Below are 15,836 nucleotides of genomic sequence, written 5' to 3'. Positions count from 1 at the left end.
GCCCGTCAGACGTCGTCCCGCGTGCGGGCGAGGTCGGCCACGCGGCGGCGGATCGCCTCGGCCTCGCCCGGCTCCACCGCGGGGATCGCGGTCTTGCCCGCGGCCGTGTGGAACGTCACGGCGCGCAGGTCCATCGCGTTCTGCAGCAGGCCCGCCTCGGTGTCGACGTGCTGGACGCGGCGGATCGGCACGAGCGTGCGCGTGACGGTCCACACGCCGTGGCGCAGGTCGATCTCGTCGTCGCGGATCTCGTACCGCCAGCGCCGCCAGCGGACGGCGGGGACGAGGAACGTCAGCACGCCGCCGCCGACGAGCGGGATCAGCCACCACGGCGACCCGGCCGTGCTGCCGACGACGATCGTGGCGAGCAGCGCCGCGCCGCCGTACTGCACCGCCCACAGCCCGCGGGCGCGGCTGGGGAGCCGGTGCGCGGGCTCGGGTGCGGGGTCGCTCACGTCCAGCCCGTGGGCTGCGTGAGGGCCTTGACGAAGTCCTCGAGCTGGGTCGTCGTCCAGCACTCGAACGCGCGGCAGTGCTCCTCGTAGGCGGAGATCACCGAGTCGCCGTAGTTCCAGTACAGGCGCGGCTCGGGGTTGAGCCAGAACGTCCGGCCCGCCTTGGCGGCGATCGCGGCGAAGATGTCGGCGCGCGGGTCGCGGCCGTTGGTCCGCGCGTCGCCCAGGACGATCACGGTCGCGCGCGGGTGCAGCTCGTCCTCGACCAGCTCGCGGAACTCGGACCAGACGCGGCCGTAGTCGGTGTAGCCGGAGATGTCGGCCACGCCGGCGTCGCGGCCGATCGCCTCGCTCACCGCCTTGAAGTCGCGCTCCTTGAGGAAGACGTCGCTGACCTCGGACACGCGCTCGATGAAGACGAACGAGCGCATCTTGCGGAACGAGTCGTGCAGCGCGTGCATCACGCTGAGGAAGAACACCGACGCGCTCGTGACGGACGTGCTGACGTCGCAGAGGACGAAGATCTCGGGGCGGCGCGGGCGGACCGGCTTGGTCTTGATGACGACCGGCACGCCGCCGGTCTCCAGCGACGCGCGCATCGTGCGGCGGACGTCGACGTGGACGCGGCGCCGCTGGCCGCGGTGCTCCTGCCCCTGCGTCTTCAGGCGGCGCTTGAGCTGCGCGACGACGCGGTGGATCGCGGCGAGGTCCTGGACGGCGCCGGTGGGGAGCGCGCGGTCGAGCTCGGACAGCGCGCGCTTGGCGGGGAGCTGCTCGGTGCGCTCGATCTGGCCGCGCTCGAGCTCCCGCCGCAGGATCTGCTCGAACCGGCGGAGCTGGTCGCGGGGGAGGCCGTCGTGGCGCGGGTCCTCGGGCGGCAGCTCGGGCTGCGGCTCGGCCCGGAGCCCCAGCGCGCGCCGGATGCGCTGGACGTCGACGCCGATGACGCCGGAGCCGTTGCCCTGGCGGCCGAACGCGGCGATGGCCAGGCGGGCGAGGTCGCGCATCGCGCCCTCGGAGCCGTCGCGCAGCGCCGCCGCGATCTGCTGGCGGAGCACGTCGAGGTTCAGCTCGCCGACGTCGAACTCGTCCGCGCGCGGCTCCCCCTCGGCGCCTTCCTCTCCCGCGGCGCGCTCGCCTTCCTTGACCTGCAGGTCGACCGCGGCCTGCTCGGCGGCGCGGAAGAGCCAGCGGTCGAAGACGAGCTCGAACACCCTCCGGTCCTCGGGCGACTTGGCCATCGTCGCGGCCAGCGCCTCCTTGAAGATCTCGGGGTCGGTCCAGCCGACGTGCTCGAGCGCGGCGAACGCGTCGAGCAGGCCGGTCGTGCCGACCTGCAGGCCCTCCTCGCGCAGGTCCTCGCCGAGCTCGACGAGCCGCGCGGCGAAGCCTGCGGGGGCGGGCATCAGACCGGCCGGGGCAGCTTGACGCCGACGCGCTCGGCGACGAGGTCGAGGTCCGTGCGGTGCTTGACGATGACCGACAGCGTCTGGCTGAACGTCTCGCCGTCCACGTCCTCGGCGCCGAGCAGGAGCAGGGCGCGCGCCCAGTCGATCGACTCCGCGATCGACGGCGGCTTCTTGAGGTCGAGCTCGCGCACCATGTGGACGACCTCGACGAGGCGGCGCGCGACGTTGGCGTCCAGCTCCGGCGCGTGCAGGCGGACGATCTCCAGCTCGTGCTCGGTGTCGGGGTAGTCGAGCCACAGGTAGAGGCAGCGCCGCTTGAGCGCCTCGGTCAGCTCGCGCGAGTTGTTCGACGTGAGCAGCACGATCGGGTGCGTCTTGGACGTGACCGTGCCGAGCTCGGGGATCGACAGCTGGAAGTCGGAGAGGACCTCGAGGAGCATCGCCTCGAACTCCTGGTCGGTCTTGTCGATCTCGTCGATGAGCAGCACGACCGGCTCGGGGGAGGCGATCGCGGTCATCAGCGGCCGCTCGAGCAGGAACTCCTCGCCGAAGATGTCGTCCTGCACCTCCTCCCAGCCGGTGCCCGTGGCCTCGGCCTGGATGCGCAGGAGCTGCTTGCGGTAGTTCCACTCGTACAGCGCCTTCGCCTCGTCGAGCCCCTCGTAGCACTGGAGCCGCACGAGCTCGCGCCCGAGGTACTGGGAGAGCGACTTGGCGAGCTGCGTCTTGCCGACGCCCGCCGGCCCCTCGACGAGGATCGGCTTGCCGAGCTTGATCGCGAGGAGCGACACGAGCGCCGCGGAGGCGCTGGGCAGGTAGCCGACCGAGCGCAGGCCCTGGTCGACGTCGGCGGGGGTGGTGGGAGCGGCGACCATGCGGACCGTGGATGATAGGCGGCATGTGGCTCCTCGCTGCCTCCGACGTCCCTGCCGCCCCCGTGCTCATCTTCATGGTGGCCGGCGTGGCGCTCGCGATCTTCGGCCACCTCTACGGCTCCAAGTTCGTGGTGGGCTGCGGCATCTTCGTCGTCTTCCTGGCGACCATCGCGATGGTCGTCGGCGGCTACATCGCCTACAACGACGACCCCGGCGACCCGCGCCCCAAGGAAGACAACCGCACGTTCTGACGATCGTCAGGCCGCGGGGGCCGTGAGGTCCGGCGTCACGCCCGCGCGCGCGACGAGGTCGGCGAGGGTGGTGCGGGCGAGCTCGGCCTCGATGGCCGCGGCGGCGGCGCGGTCGAGGGCGGTGAGCTGGGTCTGGATGGCCTGGCCGGCGGTGCAACCCGGGGCGGCGGAGTGGAGGCCGAGGACCGGGTCGTCGCCGTTGACGACGCGCCAGACGTCGGCGAGCGTGGTCGACGCGGGGTCGGTGGTGAGGACCCAGCCGCCGGAGGGGCCGGGGCGGGAGGCGACCAGCCGGGCCTCGCGGAGGCGGCCGAGGAGGCGCCGGACGTGGACGGGGTTCGAGCCCGCGCTGCCCGCGAGGAACTCCGACGAGACGCGTCCCGTCTCCCCGGCGGCGGTCAGGAGCGTGAGGAGGTGGACGCCGAGCGCGAACTGGGTGTTGGTGGGCTGCGCCACACGACCCAGTCTATTCGTAGCTGTCGCTGCTACGGTAATTCGCAGTCACGGCACCTACGAATTCGGAGCGCACCCCGCATGCCCACCATCGCCATCACCGGCGCCGCCGGTCAGCTCGGCCGCCTCGTCGCCGACCGCGTCCTCGCCACCACCGCCCCGCAGGACGTCGTCCTGATCACCCGCGACCCCGCGAAGCTCGCCGACCTCGCCGCCAAGGGCGCGCAGGTCCGCCGCGGCGACTTCGACGATCCGGCCACGCTCCCGAGCGCCTTCGCGGGCGTCGAGAAGCTCCTGCTCATCTCGACCGACCGCATCGGCGACCGCGTCCCGCAGCAGGTCGCGGCGGTGCAGGCGGCCAAAGAGGCCGGCGTCGGGCACATCGCCTACACCTCGATCACGAACCCGAGCGACTCCAACCCGATCGTCGTCGCCGCCGAGCACCGCGCCACGGAGGAGGCGATCCGCGCCACCGGCGTGGCCTGGACGTTCCTGCGGAACTCGATCTACGCCGACATGGCCGTTCAGGTCGGCCAGGGCGCGATCGCGACCGGCCGCCTGGTCACCAACGCTGGCACCGGCGGCGTCTCGTACGTGACCCGCGAGGAGTGCGCCGCCGCCGCGGCCGCCGTGCTCACGACCGACGGCCACGCCGGCAAGGCGTACGACATCACCGGCCCCGACGCGCCCACGCCCGCGGACCTCGCGACGCTCTTCGCGGAGGTCGGCGGCTCGCCGGTCGAGCTCGTCCTCGTCGACGACGCCGCGGCCGCGAAGGGCCTGGAGGAGCACGCCGGCATGCCCGCGCCGCTCGCCCAGGGGATCGCGACCTTCGGCACCGGCGCGCGCCTGGGCTACAGCGCGCCCGTCAGCACCGCGGTGAAGGACCTCACCGGCGCGGACCCGACCCCGCTGCGCGACGTGCTCGCCGCCGCGCTGGCGCAGACCGCGGCGGCCTAGCGGGCCGCGGCCCGCTCGAGCCCCAGCCCCTCCGGCGCATGGAGCGCGCGCATCAGCGCCTCCGGCGCCGCCTGGGGCCGGTCGCGCAGCGACACCAGCACCATCGTCAGGAAGGCGAGCGGCACCGACACCAGCGCCGGCTGCACCAGCAGCGTGTCGGCGTTGGCCAGGCCGCCGGTCGCCATCCCGACGGCCACCGCGACCGTCGTCACGGACGCGCCGACGACCAGCCCCGCGGCGGCGCCCCGCGCGGTCAGCCGGGTCCACCAGATGCCGAGCAGCAGGAGCGGGCAGAACGTCGACGCCGCCAGCGCGAACGCCCACCCGACGAGCACGCTGATGTCGACGGCGCGCGTCGCCAGCGCGAGCACGACCGGCACGCCCATCGCCGCGACGGCGCAGATCCGGAAGCGCCGCAGCCGGTCGCGGACCCGGTCGCGCGGCGGCCGCACGCGGTCCCAGACGTCGTACGACAACGTCCCTGCGACGGACACGAGGAGCCCCGACGCGGTCGACATGAACGCCGCGAACGCGCCCGCTGCCACCAGCGCGCCGAGCGCGTCGCCCACCGGCCCGGGCCAGGCGGCCTCGGGGATGCGGAGCACCGCGAGGTCGGTCTCGCCGGTCACGTACAGCTCCGGCACGAGCGCCCGGCCGAGCAGGCCGTACACCGCGGGGAACAGGTAGAAGAGCCCGAGCAGGCCGAGCACGCGCACCGTCGTGCGCCGCGCCGCCGGCCCGTCGCGGTTGGTGTAGAAGCGGACGAGGATGTGGGGGAGCCCCATGGTTCCCAGGAACGTCGCGACGAGCAGCGAGTAGACGAACAGCGGCGACGCGCGCCCGTCGCCCACCGGGTCGGCCCACTCCTCACCCCGCATCGGCTCGATGCCCTCGGCCACCGGCACCGTGCGGCCCTCCGGCACGACGAACCGGCCTGCGGGCAGGGTCTCGCGCTCGCCGGTGTCGGGCCAGGTGACCTCGACCGGCTCCTCCAGCGTCACGACGAGACCCCCCGACGGCGCCCGCGGCAGCTCCTGCCCGAACAGCGCCGCCCGTTCCGGCAGCCCGCCGAGGTGCAGCACGAGCAGGCACGCCGGCAGCGCGATCGCGAACGTCTTGAGCCAGTACTGGTACGCCTGCACGTAGGTGATCCCGCGCATCCCGCCCAGCGCGACGTTCAGCGCGACCACGAGCGCCACCACCGCGAGCCCGAGCCAGTAGGGCCCGCCGGTCACCTCCCGCACCGTCAGGCCCGCACCCTTGAGCTGCGGCACGAGGTAGAGCGCGCCGATCAGCAGCACGACGGCGCTGGCCAGCGACCGCAGCCGCGCGCTCTGCAGCCGCGCCTCCGCGAAGTCCGCGACGGTGTAGGAGCCGAACCGCCGCAGCGGCGCCGCGACGAAGAAGAGCAGCGCCAGGTACCCGCCTGCGAAGCCGACCGGCAGCCACAGCGCCGCCGACCCGTACTTCATCTGCAGCCCCGCGATGCCCAGGAACGACGCGGCGCTCAGGTACTCGCCGCCGATCGCCGCCGCGTTCCACCACGGCGTCACCGCGCGCGAGGCGACGAGCAGGTCCGACGTCGTCCGCGCCAGCCGCACGCCCCAGGCGCCGATGCCGATCGCGCCGGCCGCCACGCCCGCGATCGCCAGCAGCGCGAGGCTCACTCGTCCCCGACCACGTCGCGGAACGCCTCGTCCAGCGCGTCGGCCCGCCGCTGGTAGAGCCACCCCAGCGCCACGTACGTCACCAGCGGCGGGACGATCACGAGCCCGATCGCCACCGGCACGCCGAGCACGTCGACGTCGCCCAGCGAGGGGACGAGCAGGATGAGCAGCGGGAGCGAGCCGACCAGCCCCGCGAGCACCACGAGCGCCAGCAGCGACAGCGACAGCTGCGCCCGCCGCAGCCGCCGCAGGTAGAGGTCGCCGTGGGCGGTCGCCTCCTCCAGCTCGGCGCGGGTCGACCGCGGCCGCGTCACGCCCGCAGCCGCCGCCGCAGCTCGCCGATCTGGCGCCGCGCGATCGGCACCCGCGACCCGTCGCCGAACACCAGCACCGCGGTGCCGTTCAGCAGCGGCCGCACCTCGACCGCGCGCGGCAGGTTCGCCAGGTAGCCGCGGTGGACGCGGACGAACCCGTGCGCCTCCCACCGCTGCTCGAGGTCGGTCAGCCGCCCGCGCAGGAGGAACCGGCCGTCGTCGGCCACGATCCGCACGTAGTCGCCGTTGGCCTGCAGGTAGAGGATCGACGCGCGCGGGATGAGCCGCGTCCCGCCGCCGCGGATGTTGTCGACCGGCACCACCGAGTCGTCCTCGGCCGGCGTCTCGCGCGTGCCGACGCGGGCCAGCGCCTCCCGCAGCCGCGCCGCGCTCACCGGCTTGACGAGGTAGTCGAGCGCGCGCACCTCGAACGCCTCCACCGCCGCGCTCTCGTACGCGCTGACGAACACCACGGCGGGCGGGTCGGCGAACCGGCGCAGCACCCGCGCCAGCTCGACCCCGTCCAGCCCGGGCATCCGGACGTCGAGGAAGAGCGCGTCGTACGTCCGGCGGCCGAGCATCTGGAGCGCGTCCTCGCCACTCGACGCGGTCTCGACCTCCGCCACGCCGGGCGCGCTGCGCAGGAGGTGGACGAGGTCCTCCAGCGCCGGGCGCTCGTCGTCGACCGCGAGCACGGACAGGGCGCCGGTCACGCGCGGACCCCCGCGCGGAACTTCGGCACGGTCATCGTCACGCTCGTCCCCGCGCCCTCCTCCGAGTCGACCGCCAGCCCGTAGTCGGCGCCGAACGTCTGCCGCAGCCGCGCGTCCACGTTCGACAGCCCGATCCCCGCGCCGCGGCCGCCGAGGACCGCCGCCGCGCGCTCGGCGCTCATCCCCGCGCCGTCGTCGCGGACGCACAGCTCGACGTCCGGGCCGAGGTCGCGGCCGCTGATCTCGACGTGCCCGACGCCGGCGCGCGACTCGACCCCGTGGCGGACCGCGTTCTCCACGAGCGGCTGGAGCGAGAGCACCGGCACGACCGCGCCGAGCACCTCGGGCGCGACCTGCACGCGGACGACGAGCCGCTCCCCGAACCGCGCCTGCTCGAGCCGCAGGTACTTCTGCACGTAGTGGAGCTCGTCGGCGAGCGTCACGTACGGGCGCTCGCGCCGGAACGCGTAGCGGATGAACTCGGCGAACTCGGTGAGCAGCTCGCGCGCGTCCTCGGGGCGGGAGCGGATGTAGCTCGCCACCGCGGCGAGCGCGTTGTAGATGAAGTGCGGTGAGATCTGCGCCCGCAGCGCGCGCAGCTCCGCCTCGGCCAGCCGCTCCTCCTGCGCCGCCACCGCGGAGAGCTCGAGCTGCGCGCTCACCAGCAGCGCGGCCTCGCCGAGCACCCGCGCGTCCTCGGGCCGCAGCCGCTCGTGCGCGGCGCGGAACGCGCACAGCGAGCCCACCAGCTCGTCGCCGATCCGCAGCGGCGCGACCACCGCGCCGAGCGCCGGCTCGACGTGCACGCGCCCGTTCGGCGCCGCCGCCAGCCCGTCCGGCACCGGGCCGTCCGCGCGCACGCCCTCGGGGACGTCGCCGTCGACCGCCAGCACCGTCTCCAGGTCGCACACCGCCACGGCGTCGGCGCCGGTCAGCGCGCGCAGGTGGGGGATCGCGCGGGCCGCGGTCGCGCGCGTCAGCCCGCGCCGCAGGTGGGGGAGCGTCGCGGCGGCGGCGTGGAGCGCCACGCGCGTGGCCTCCTCCGACGGCGCGAGCACGCGCCGCGGGGCGCGCACCAGGCGCGCGAGTGCCAGCGCCGACACCGTCAGCACCGCCCCCAGCACCGCTCCAAGCAAGACGTCCAGACCCCTCGCCTCCGCCCGGCAGCATGACAGCGCGGGCGGAGGGGAAGAGCCGATGGGGGCGCCGGCGCGGCTATGGCACCAGCACGACCTTGCCCGTCGTCGCGCGGGACTCGAGCGCCTCGTGCGCGGCGGCGGCGTCGCTCAACGCGAACTCGGTGACCAGCGGCTGCCACTCCCCGCGCGCGGCCGCTGCGAAGGCCGCCTCCTGCAGCGCGCGGATGCCGCCGGGGTGCGCGAACATCCGCGGCCCGATCGCGCCGTCGACCGTCAGGCCGCGCGCGGCGATCTCGTCGGGCGTGAAGCGGGTGATCGCGCCCTCCGACCAGCCGAAGATCACGTGCCGTCCGCCGGCCCCGAGCAGCTCGAACGCCGCCCGCCCGCGCACGCCGCCGATGCCGTCGTAGACGAGCGTCACGGTGCGCTCGCCGAGCGCCTCGCGCGCCGCGTCGGCCCACGCCGGGTCGTCGTAGTCGAGCGCGACGTCCGCGCCGAGCGACCGCACGAGCTCGGTCTTCGCCGGCCCGCCCGCCGCGCCGACGACGTACGCGCCCGCGTGCTTGGCGGCCTGGACGAGCAGCGAGCCGATGCCGCCCGCCGCCGCGGGCACGACCACCACGTCGTCCGCCGTCGGCGGCGCCGTCTCCAGCACGGCGACCGTCGTGCGGCCGGTCCCGACGAGCGCGACCGCCTGCGCGTCGGTGAGCCCGTTCTCGACCGGCAGGAGCTCGGACACCTCGCGCACGGCCAGCTCGGCGTAGCCGCCGCTCTTCATCCCCAGGTGCGTGGCGACCCGCCGGCCGAGCCACGCCGGGTCGACGTCGGGCCCGACCGACTCGACGACGCCCGCGACCTCGCGCCCGGGGATCATCGGCAGCGCCGGCGCGGCGGCGAAGGCGCCGATCTGCTCGCCCGCGCGGAGCTTCGTGTCGACGAGGTGCACGCCGGCCGCGCCGACGGCGATGCGGACCTCGCCGGGCCCCGGGGCCGGCGCGTCGGTCTGCTCGAGACGGAGGTTCGTGGCGGGACCGAAGTCCCGCAGGAGGATCGCGTTCATGGCTCCTCCCAGCATGGCCCTTCAACCATGGTTGAAGTCAAGGACCGCCTGTTCGAGGGCTGACTCGCGGTCGGCGCGGGCGGCGGCGAGGGGCGTAGGGTCTGCCGGTGGGACGACGGACCGCCTTGTCGAGCATCGCTGCGCTGCTGCTCGGCGGCACCCTCGCGACCCCGGCCGCGGCCGGCGGCGGCGACACCGTCTCGGTCGCGGACCCGGCAGGCGGCGCCCGCTGGACCGCGCGCGTGACGGCCGACGGCGACGCGACGTGCGTCAGCGTCCGGCGCGGCGACGACGCCAAGGAGCGCTGGTGCGAGGAGCTCGCGGGCGGCACGGTCTTCGACTACAACGTCCTGCGCGAGACCGCCGAGGACCCGCGCGCCGCCCGCACCATGATCGCGGTGACGTTCGCGCCGAGCGTCGTGCGCGCGCGGCTGCAGGCGCCCGGCCGGACGTTCGCCTACCGGCGCCGGGCGGGGGAGCCGCGGGTCCTCCTCGTCGTGCTGGCCGGCCTGGTCGACCGCCCGCCGCTGCGCGCGGTGGTGGAGCAGGACGACGAGCTGCGCGTCGTCCGCACCGCGCCCGTGCCCGAGCTCGACGTCGACGACCCGGCCGGCGCCGGGACGTGGCGGGCCGACGTCGCGCCGCCGGACGGCGGGCGCGTCTGCGTGAGCTGGGTGCGCGTCCCCGACCGGTTCGGCGCGCAGCCCCACCGGCTCCAGGGCGCGCCGCAGTGCGGCCGCGCGAACGCCGCGATGCCGGTCGCCACGGTCGAGACGGTGGACGGCCGCGTCGTCGTGGTCGGCCTGGCGGGCGAGGACGTGCGCGGGCTGACGCTCACCGTCGCCGGCGCGCCGCGCCCGCTGCCGATCGACGCTGACAGCCGCGCGTTCCTCGCGGTGCTCCCGGCGGGCACGGACGCGGCGCAGCTCGGCCTGACCGCGCGCCTGGCGGGCGGCCGCGACCTGCCGCGCGCGCTGGACCCGGCGGTGCGGCGGCGCTAGGAGGCTGCGGCTCCTAGCCGCGGTCGGGCGCCGGCGGGATCTCGCCGGGCTCGAGCGGCGGGCGCGGACGCTCGCGCGGGGCGCGCTGCTGGCGGGTCGGCTCCTCGTCGGACCACAGCGTCGGCTGGTCGTCGTCGTAGGCGGCGGGCCGCACGCGGCGGGTGGGAGCCTCGCCCGTCGGCGCCTCGCGCGACGGCATGTCGCGCGGCGGCGCGGCCTCGCGCGGCTCGCGGCGCGGACGCGGGCGCCGCGCGGGCTCCATGGCCGCGGGGTTCGGCGGCTCCGGACGCCCCACCTGGCGGATGCGCCACCCCGCCGCCGCGATGCCCGCGGCCGCGAGGAACGCGAAGAAGAAGCCCCACGTGATGCCGACCGTCGCGCCGACGCCCTCGACGTCCGGCCGGTCGAACACCCGCCAGAGCAGCAGCAGCGCCGCCCAGCCGCCCGCGGCGAGGATGACCGTCCCGTCGCCGCCGGGGAGGTGGAACGCCTTGCGCTCGCCCCGGGCGAACAGCAGTGCGAACACGCCGGCCGCCACCAGCAGCACGGCCGCCTCGACGAACGAGAAGACGCCGAACGCGCTGAGGTTCTGCGAGTCGAGCCCGCGGTTGCCCACCGCGACGCTCTTCTGGTACCAGGGGAGGAACAGCGTCACGAGCAGCGCCAGCGAGGCGAGCCCCGCGAGCTGCTGGTCGCGGTCGAGGTTCCGCAGCACGGCCTGCACGCGCGACGCCACCGGCTCAGGCCTCCAGCGCGTCGAGGCCCGCGAGGCGCCGCTCCACCAGCTCCCGCACCCGCTCGTCCACCGCCGGGTCGCGCGCGACGTCGCGCGCCTCCTCCAGCGCCTTGCGGGCGCGCCGCACGCGGTCGGCCTGGTCGCCCTCGTTCTTCAGCACGTTGTCCGCACGGAGCAGCAGCGTCCGGATGCGGTCTGCGGGGGTGGCGGTCACGTGCGCTGGAGCGTATCCAGCGCGGGCTGCCACCATGCGCCGCCATGGCGGAGCCGCAGACCCACCGGTACGGCGACCACCCCGAGCAGGTCGCGGACCTCCTCGTCCCGGACGCGAACCCGACCGGCCCGGACACCATCGTCCTCGTCCACGGCGGCTTCTGGCGCAAGCGCTACACGCGCGACCTGATGGCGCCGCTCGCCGCCGACCTCGCCCGCCGCGGCCTGGCGTCCTTCAACGTCGAGTACCGGCGCCTGCACACCGGCGGCGGCTGGCCCACGACCGCCGAGGACGTCGCCGCCGCGATCGCGCACCTGCGCACGGCGCTCGGCCGCAACCCCACCGCCGCGGTCGGCCACTCGGCCGGCGGCCACCTCGCGCTGCTGATGGCCGGGCACGTCCCGCGCGTGGTCGGCCAGGCCGCCGTGACCGACCTCGTCGACGCCTCGCGCCGGCGGCTCGGCGAGGGCGTCGTCGACAAGTTCGCGGGGGAGCAGCTCGAGGCCGCCTCGCCCATCGCCCGCGCCCCGCTGCCGGCGCGCGTCCTGCTCGTCCACGGCACGCTCGACGACATGGTCCCGGTCGAGCAGTCCGAGCGGCTCGCCGCGCGCGGCGGCGACGTGACCCTGCGCGTGCGGGAGGGCGAGGGCCACATGGAGCACATCGACCCGGCCAGCGGCGCGTGGAGGGAGGTCGTGGGGTGGCTGACGCGGACGTCCTGAGCGCCGAGCACGCCGCGGCCCTCGACGCCGCCGACCCGCTGCGCCACTTCACCGACCGCTTCGTCCGCACCGCGGGCGGGCCGCTGTACGTGGACGGCAACTCGCTCGGCCGCCTCCCGCACGCCACCGCGCAGGCCGTCGGCGACGTCGTCGCGGAGTGGGGGAGCCGCCTGGTCACCGCGTGGCCGGACTGGATCGAGCTGCCGCGCCGCATCGGCGACCTGCTCGCGCTCCACGTGCTCGGCGCGCAGCCGGGCGAGGTGCTCGCCTGCGACTCGACGACGGTCAACCTCTACAAGCTCGCGTCGGCGGTGCTCGCGCAGGAGCCCGGCCCGATCGTCGCCCTGCGCGACGACTTCCCCACCGACCGCTACGTCCTGCAGGGGCTGGCCGCGCGCCACGGCGTCCCGCTCCACCTCGCCGCGACGGTCGACGAGGCGCGCGCCGCCGCGGACTCCGCGCGGCTCGCGGTCCTCTCCGCCGTCGACTACCGCACCGGCGCGGTCGCCGACCTGGCGGGGTGGCGCGACGCTCGCGCCGAGGTCGTGTGGGATCTCAGCCACGCCGCCGGCGCCGTCGAGCTCGACCTCCACGCGCACGCGCGGCTGGCGGTCGGCTGCTCGTACAAGTACCTCAACGGCGGGCCCGGGGCGCCCGCCTGGCTCTACGTCAGAGCCGACCTCCAGGAGGAGCTGCGCACGCCGATCCAGGGCTGGTTCGGCCAGCGCGACCAGTTCGCGATGGGCCCCGACTACGACCCGGCGCCCGGCATCGACCGCTTCCAGGCGGGCACGCCGCCGATCCTCGCGCTCGCGGCCGTGCAGGCGGGCGTCGAGCTGGTGGCCGAGGCGGGGATGCGGGCGATCGCCGCCAAGCACCGCGCGCTCACCGGCCACTTCGTCACGCTCGCCGACGCGCTCCTCGCGCCGCTCGGCTTCACCGTCGGCTCGCCGCGCGACCCACGCCGCCGGGGCGGCCACGTCGCGCTCCGGCACCCGCAGGGCTGGCAGGTCTGCCGAGCCCTGATCGAGCGGGCCGGCGTCGTCCCCGACTTCCGCGAGCCCGACATCGTCCGGTTCGCGTTCCCGGCGCTGTACTCGACCTTCGCCGACGTCCGCGAAGCCGCCGTCCGGACGCGCGACCTCGTCGCGTCAGGCGCCCACGAGGCGGTCAGCGCCGAGCGCCATCGCGTCACCTGACCCGAGCGCCGCCGCCCGCGCCCGCTTGCGCGCGAAGAGGGCTTCGTCGGCCGCGACGACCAGCTCGCGCACGTGCGCCTCGCCCTCGGTCGTCGCCCAGCCGAACGTGATGCACACCGGCAGGCCGTCCGGCCGCCGCACGGTCTCGGCGACGGCCCGCTCGAGCCGCTCGCACACGACCGCGACCTCGGACGCGCACGTGCCGCGCAGCAGCACCGCGAACTCGTCGCCGCCCCAGCGGAAGACCTCGTCGCCCAGCCGCGCATGGTCGGCCAGCGCCGCCCCGACGTCGGCCAGGCAGCGGTCGCCCGCGAGGTGGCCGAAGCGGTCGTTGACCTCCTTGAAGTCGTTGAGGTCGCCGATCGCGAGCGAGATCACGCCGTAGTCCTGCGCGGTCGCGTCCACGGCCTCCTCGAACGCGCGCCGGTTGGCGAGCTGGGTGAGCGCGTCGGAGCGGGCGAGGCCGCGCTCCTGCAGGCGCTGGGCGCGGACGCGGGCCATGATCGTGAGCGTGAAGGCGGCCATGACGGCCCACGTCGTGAGCTGGACCAGCGTCTCCGGCAGCGCGTCGTGGTGGTCGTCGTACGCGACGGGCAGCAGCGCGGCGGCCATCACGCAGCCGGCGAACGGCACCGCGCGCCGGAGCGGGTGGCCAGCGCACACCATGAGGATCACGAGCAGCAGGAGCTGGTCGACCGGCGACTCCCAGCCGCCCGCCAGCCACTGGAGGACCGCCACCTTGACGACCGCCGTCCCGGCGAGGAACAGCATCGCGTCGAACGACGCGCGTGCCGGCCGGAGGACGTGCAGGACGACCAGGCCGAGCGCCACCTCCATCGCCGCCGCGACCGCCCAGCCCGCGTCCCCGACGGCCTCGGTGGGCGGCGCGATCGCCAGGCAGGCGACCGTGAGCGCGACGCCCAGGCCCCACCCCGTGGCGGTGAGCTGGCGCAGGTTGTCGAGGTTGAAGCCCGCGTACGTGGGCGGTGTCGGCATCCGGACCTACGTCGGTCCGGTTGCAAAGGACCTTGAGCGGTCTGGACGGAGAGGCAGGTCCGCGCGGCTAGGTGATGGGGATGTCCTGGACGTCGTCGCGGCCGTCGCCGCCCCGGCCGTCGCCGCCGCCCTCCAGCCGGCCGATCCACCAGTCCAGCACCGCCCGGACGAACTCCAGCAGCGAGCGGACGAGCTGCGCGAGCTGGGCCCGCAGGTCCGGCGGCAGCACGTCGCGGATCGCGTTGAGCAGGCCGATCAGCGCCTCCAGCTCCGCGTTCGCGCGCTCGGTCGAGCGCGGCACGTCCCAGCCCATCGGCGGCGGGCGGTCGGACGCGGCGCCGGCGGGCTCCGCCTCGGCCTCGGCGGCCGCGGCGGCGCGGGCGGCCGCGGCGTCCTCCGCCAGCTGCTGGGCGGCACGCTGCGTGGCCTCGAGGCGCTCGCGCAGCGCCTGCAGGGCCTCAGGCGTCGCTCGCGACGGGCGCTTGGGGGGCATCGAACTGGATCACCAGGGCATCGTCCTCGAAGGTGGCGGCTGAGGGGCGGTACCCAGCCAGGGCGGGCGGCAGCAGCATCGTGCGCTTGTGGGGGCCGACGCGGACGACCAGCTCGTCCCCGATGCGGCGGAGCTTGAGCTCCCCCTTGCGCGCGAACGGCAGGTCGAGCCGCAGCCGCGCCCCATCCTCGCCGACCTCCAGGCCCTGCGTGAACGACGTGTGCAGCACGTCACGCTCCACGTGGCCCGCGAACAGCGCGTCGCCGAGCCGGTCGAGCATCGCGTCGCCGCGCACCTCCTGCTCGAAGTACGGCGCGCGCAGCACGGGGACGGGCGCGAACGCCGCGTCGACCTCGGCCAGCGCGCGCTGCTGGGTCTCGCGCCACCCCGCGAAGTAGTCGCCGACGTCCTCCGGGAAGACGCGGTTGACGACCACCGCGTCGGTGAGGAAGCCGTAGAGGTTGAGGTAGGTGAACGTGCGGCGCGCCTCGTCCACGACCATGCGGTCGGGGTTCATGACGAGGCGCAGCGTCACGTGCTCGCGGTCCCGGAGGATGCCGTGCATCGCGACCATGTTGCCGATCAGGCGCCGCACCTCGTCGAGCACCCGTTCGCCGGGCAGCTCGACGTCGAGCATCGCGCGAGCGATGGGGCGCGCCGCGTCGAGCAGCCGCCCCTGCTGGGGGAACACGCGCTCCAGCCACCACCGCGCGACGTCGGGGAACGAGAGGAGCCGCAGCGTCTCGCCGGTCGGCGCGCAGTCGACGACGAGCACGTCGACGTCGCCCGCCTCGTAGTGGCGCTTGATCTGCAGCAGCGCGAACAGCTCGTCCGCGCCCGGCGGGACGGTCAGCTCGTCGGCCGTGATGCGGTCCACGCCGCGCTCGACCATCAGCGAGCCCGCCCACTCCTGCACCGCGGACCAGTTGGCCTCCAGCTCGTCCTGCGCCGTGATCTGCTGGGCCCAGAGCCGCGGCGCGACCTCGGTCGGCTCACCGCCCAGCGGCGTGCCGAGCACGTCGGCGAGCGAGTGCGCGGGGTCGGTGGAGACGACGAGCGTCCGCGCGCCCGCGGCGGCGCACCGGCGCGCGGTCGCGGCGGCCACGGACGTCTTGCCCACACCGCCCTTGCCGGTGTACAGGATGGTGCGGCAGGGCATCAGCCGCGCGAGTGTACGCT

19 protein-coding genes are annotated in these 15,836 nt (G+C 75.5%); 5 read left to right on the top strand and 14 right to left on the bottom strand.

The features are described 5' to 3' along the window. Positions 1-5: 5 nt before the first annotated feature. The 3 genes from AC1UE5_RS26930 to AC1UE5_RS26920 are packed head-to-tail and all read right to left on the bottom strand — an operon-like array spanning position 6 to position 2,739. Entirely contained in the window at positions 6-455 is a 450-nt protein-coding gene (locus AC1UE5_RS26930) for a PH domain-containing protein (RefSeq protein WP_482929033.1), read from the bottom strand. Then, positions 452-1,861: a VWA domain-containing protein gene (locus tag AC1UE5_RS26925; protein ID WP_482929032.1), complete on the bottom strand. Its 1,410-nt coding sequence runs from the start codon at positions 1,859-1,861 to the stop codon at positions 452-454. The genes AC1UE5_RS26930 and AC1UE5_RS26925 overlap by 4 nt, the downstream gene beginning before the upstream one ends. Next, complete coding sequence (locus tag AC1UE5_RS26920) at positions 1,861-2,739, bottom strand: AAA family ATPase (RefSeq protein ID WP_482929031.1); 879 nt, start codon at positions 2,737-2,739, stop codon at positions 1,861-1,863. The genes AC1UE5_RS26925 and AC1UE5_RS26920 overlap by 1 nt, the downstream gene beginning before the upstream one ends. 23 nt (positions 2,740-2,762) lie before the next feature. On the opposite strand from AC1UE5_RS26920, the gene AC1UE5_RS26915 reads away from it, so the two are divergent. Continuing rightward, a complete protein-coding gene (locus AC1UE5_RS26915; protein WP_482929030.1) occupies positions 2,763-2,990 on the top strand; it encodes a hypothetical protein in 228 nt (75 codons plus the stop codon). A 6-nt stretch (positions 2,991-2,996) separates the two neighbouring features. Here AC1UE5_RS26915 and AC1UE5_RS26910 read toward each other — a convergent pair whose 3' ends face one another. Continuing rightward, the gene (locus AC1UE5_RS26910) at positions 2,997-3,446 is read right to left on the bottom strand and encodes an Rrf2 family transcriptional regulator (protein WP_482929029.1); all 450 of its coding nucleotides are present in this window, start codon (positions 3,444-3,446) and stop codon (positions 2,997-2,999) included. Positions 3,447-3,524: 78 nt separating this feature from the next. Between AC1UE5_RS26910 and AC1UE5_RS26905 the strand changes: the two genes are divergently transcribed. Next, entirely contained in the window at positions 3,525-4,403 is an 879-nt protein-coding gene (locus tag AC1UE5_RS26905) for an SDR family oxidoreductase (protein WP_482929028.1), read from the top strand. On the opposite strand, the gene AC1UE5_RS26900 is transcribed toward AC1UE5_RS26905, so the two are convergent. The 5 genes from AC1UE5_RS26900 to AC1UE5_RS26880 all read right to left on the bottom strand — a co-directional run bounded on the left by AC1UE5_RS26900 (position 4,400) and on the right by AC1UE5_RS26880 (position 9,296). Then, positions 4,400-6,070: a sodium/solute symporter gene (locus AC1UE5_RS26900; RefSeq protein WP_482929027.1), complete on the bottom strand. Its 1,671-nt coding sequence runs from the start codon at positions 6,068-6,070 to the stop codon at positions 4,400-4,402. The two genes, AC1UE5_RS26905 and AC1UE5_RS26900, sit on opposite strands and share 4 nt — an antisense overlap. After that, on the bottom strand, positions 6,067-6,384 hold the full coding sequence (locus tag AC1UE5_RS26895; RefSeq protein WP_482929026.1) for a hypothetical protein: 318 nt from the start codon (positions 6,382-6,384) through the stop codon (positions 6,067-6,069). Before AC1UE5_RS26895 ends, AC1UE5_RS26900 begins: the two co-directional genes overlap by 4 nt. After that, positions 6,381-7,097, bottom strand: coding sequence for a LytR/AlgR family response regulator transcription factor (locus AC1UE5_RS26890; protein ID WP_482929025.1), 717 nt, complete (start codon positions 7,095-7,097; stop codon positions 6,381-6,383). Before AC1UE5_RS26890 ends, AC1UE5_RS26895 begins: the two co-directional genes overlap by 4 nt. Further along, positions 7,094-8,233: a histidine kinase gene (locus AC1UE5_RS26885; protein ID WP_482929024.1), complete on the bottom strand. Its 1,140-nt coding sequence runs from the start codon at positions 8,231-8,233 to the stop codon at positions 7,094-7,096. Before AC1UE5_RS26885 ends, AC1UE5_RS26890 begins: the two co-directional genes overlap by 4 nt. Positions 8,234-8,312: 79 nt before the next feature. Beyond that, complete coding sequence (locus tag AC1UE5_RS26880) at positions 8,313-9,296, bottom strand: zinc-binding dehydrogenase (RefSeq protein ID WP_482929072.1); 984 nt, start codon at positions 9,294-9,296, stop codon at positions 8,313-8,315. A 107-nt stretch (positions 9,297-9,403) separates the two neighbouring features. On the opposite strand from AC1UE5_RS26880, the gene AC1UE5_RS26875 reads away from it, so the two are divergent. Continuing rightward, positions 9,404-10,297 carry a hypothetical protein gene (locus AC1UE5_RS26875; protein WP_482929023.1) on the top strand — a complete coding sequence of 298 codons (894 nt, stop codon included), beginning with the start codon at positions 9,404-9,406 and terminating at the stop codon, positions 10,295-10,297. Between the two features lie 13 nt (positions 10,298-10,310). Here the strand turns inward: AC1UE5_RS26875 and AC1UE5_RS26870 are convergent, their stop codons facing one another. Both AC1UE5_RS26870 and AC1UE5_RS26865 read right to left on the bottom strand, forming a co-directional pair. Continuing rightward, positions 10,311-11,033 (bottom strand): hypothetical protein, encoded by a 723-nt coding sequence (locus AC1UE5_RS26870; RefSeq protein WP_482929022.1) that lies wholly within the window; start codon positions 11,031-11,033, stop codon positions 10,311-10,313. Positions 11,034-11,037: 4 nt separating this feature from the next. Continuing rightward, positions 11,038-11,247 (bottom strand): hypothetical protein, encoded by a 210-nt coding sequence (locus AC1UE5_RS26865; RefSeq protein WP_482929021.1) that lies wholly within the window; start codon positions 11,245-11,247, stop codon positions 11,038-11,040. A 44-nt stretch (positions 11,248-11,291) separates the two neighbouring features. Between AC1UE5_RS26865 and AC1UE5_RS26860 the strand changes: the two genes are divergently transcribed. After that, positions 11,292-11,969, top strand: coding sequence for an alpha/beta hydrolase family protein (locus AC1UE5_RS26860; protein WP_482929020.1), 678 nt, complete (start codon positions 11,292-11,294; stop codon positions 11,967-11,969). Then, positions 11,948-13,168 carry a kynureninase gene (locus tag AC1UE5_RS26855; protein ID WP_482929019.1) on the top strand — a complete coding sequence of 407 codons (1,221 nt, stop codon included), beginning with the start codon at positions 11,948-11,950 and terminating at the stop codon, positions 13,166-13,168. The genes AC1UE5_RS26860 and AC1UE5_RS26855 overlap by 22 nt, the downstream gene beginning before the upstream one ends. Here AC1UE5_RS26855 and AC1UE5_RS26850 read toward each other — a convergent pair. The 3 genes from AC1UE5_RS26850 to AC1UE5_RS26840 form a co-directional block, all read right to left on the bottom strand. Beyond that, the gene (locus tag AC1UE5_RS26850; RefSeq protein ID WP_482929018.1) at positions 13,121-14,164 is read right to left on the bottom strand and encodes a GGDEF domain-containing protein; all 1,044 of its coding nucleotides are present in this window, start codon (positions 14,162-14,164) and stop codon (positions 13,121-13,123) included. The genes AC1UE5_RS26855 and AC1UE5_RS26850 overlap by 48 nt on opposite strands. Before the next feature lie 67 nt (positions 14,165-14,231). After that, entirely contained in the window at positions 14,232-14,657 is a 426-nt protein-coding gene (locus AC1UE5_RS26845; protein ID WP_482929017.1) for a hypothetical protein, read from the bottom strand. After that, entirely contained in the window at positions 14,623-15,816 is a 1,194-nt protein-coding gene (locus tag AC1UE5_RS26840; protein ID WP_482929016.1) for an ArsA family ATPase, read from the bottom strand. The genes AC1UE5_RS26845 and AC1UE5_RS26840 overlap by 35 nt, the downstream gene beginning before the upstream one ends. Positions 15,817-15,836 lie beyond the last annotated feature (20 nt).

It is taken from the genome of Parviterribacter multiflagellatus (genome assembly GCF_056863265.1).
Note: the sequence above shows the minus strand (reverse complement) of the source record. Positions and strands in the feature narration are given on the sequence as shown.

Excerpts from the sequence above, each read along its gene's own strand:
- AC1UE5_RS26925 (WP_482929032.1), bottom strand. The coding sequence starts at position 1,861 with ATGCCCGCCCCCGCAGGCTTCGCCGCGCGGCTCGTCGAGCTCGGCGAG.
- AC1UE5_RS26920 (WP_482929031.1), bottom strand. The coding sequence starts at position 2,739 with ATGGTCGCCGCTCCCACCACCCCCGCCGACGTCGACCAGGGCCTGCGC.
- AC1UE5_RS26915 (WP_482929030.1), top strand. The coding sequence starts at position 2,763 with ATGTGGCTCCTCGCTGCCTCCGACGTCCCTGCCGCCCCCGTGCTCATC.
- AC1UE5_RS26905 (WP_482929028.1), top strand. The coding sequence starts at position 3,525 with ATGCCCACCATCGCCATCACCGGCGCCGCCGGTCAGCTCGGCCGCCTC.
- AC1UE5_RS26880 (WP_482929072.1), bottom strand. The coding sequence starts at position 9,296 with ATGAACGCGATCCTCCTGCGGGACTTCGGTCCCGCCACGAACCTCCGT.
- AC1UE5_RS26860 (WP_482929020.1), top strand. The coding sequence starts at position 11,292 with ATGGCGGAGCCGCAGACCCACCGGTACGGCGACCACCCCGAGCAGGTC.
- AC1UE5_RS26850 (WP_482929018.1), bottom strand. The coding sequence starts at position 14,164 with ATGCCGACACCGCCCACGTACGCGGGCTTCAACCTCGACAACCTGCGC.
- AC1UE5_RS26845 (WP_482929017.1), bottom strand. The coding sequence starts at position 14,657 with ATGCCCCCCAAGCGCCCGTCGCGAGCGACGCCTGAGGCCCTGCAGGCG.
- AC1UE5_RS26840 (WP_482929016.1), bottom strand. The coding sequence starts at position 15,816 with ATGCCCTGCCGCACCATCCTGTACACCGGCAAGGGCGGTGTGGGCAAG.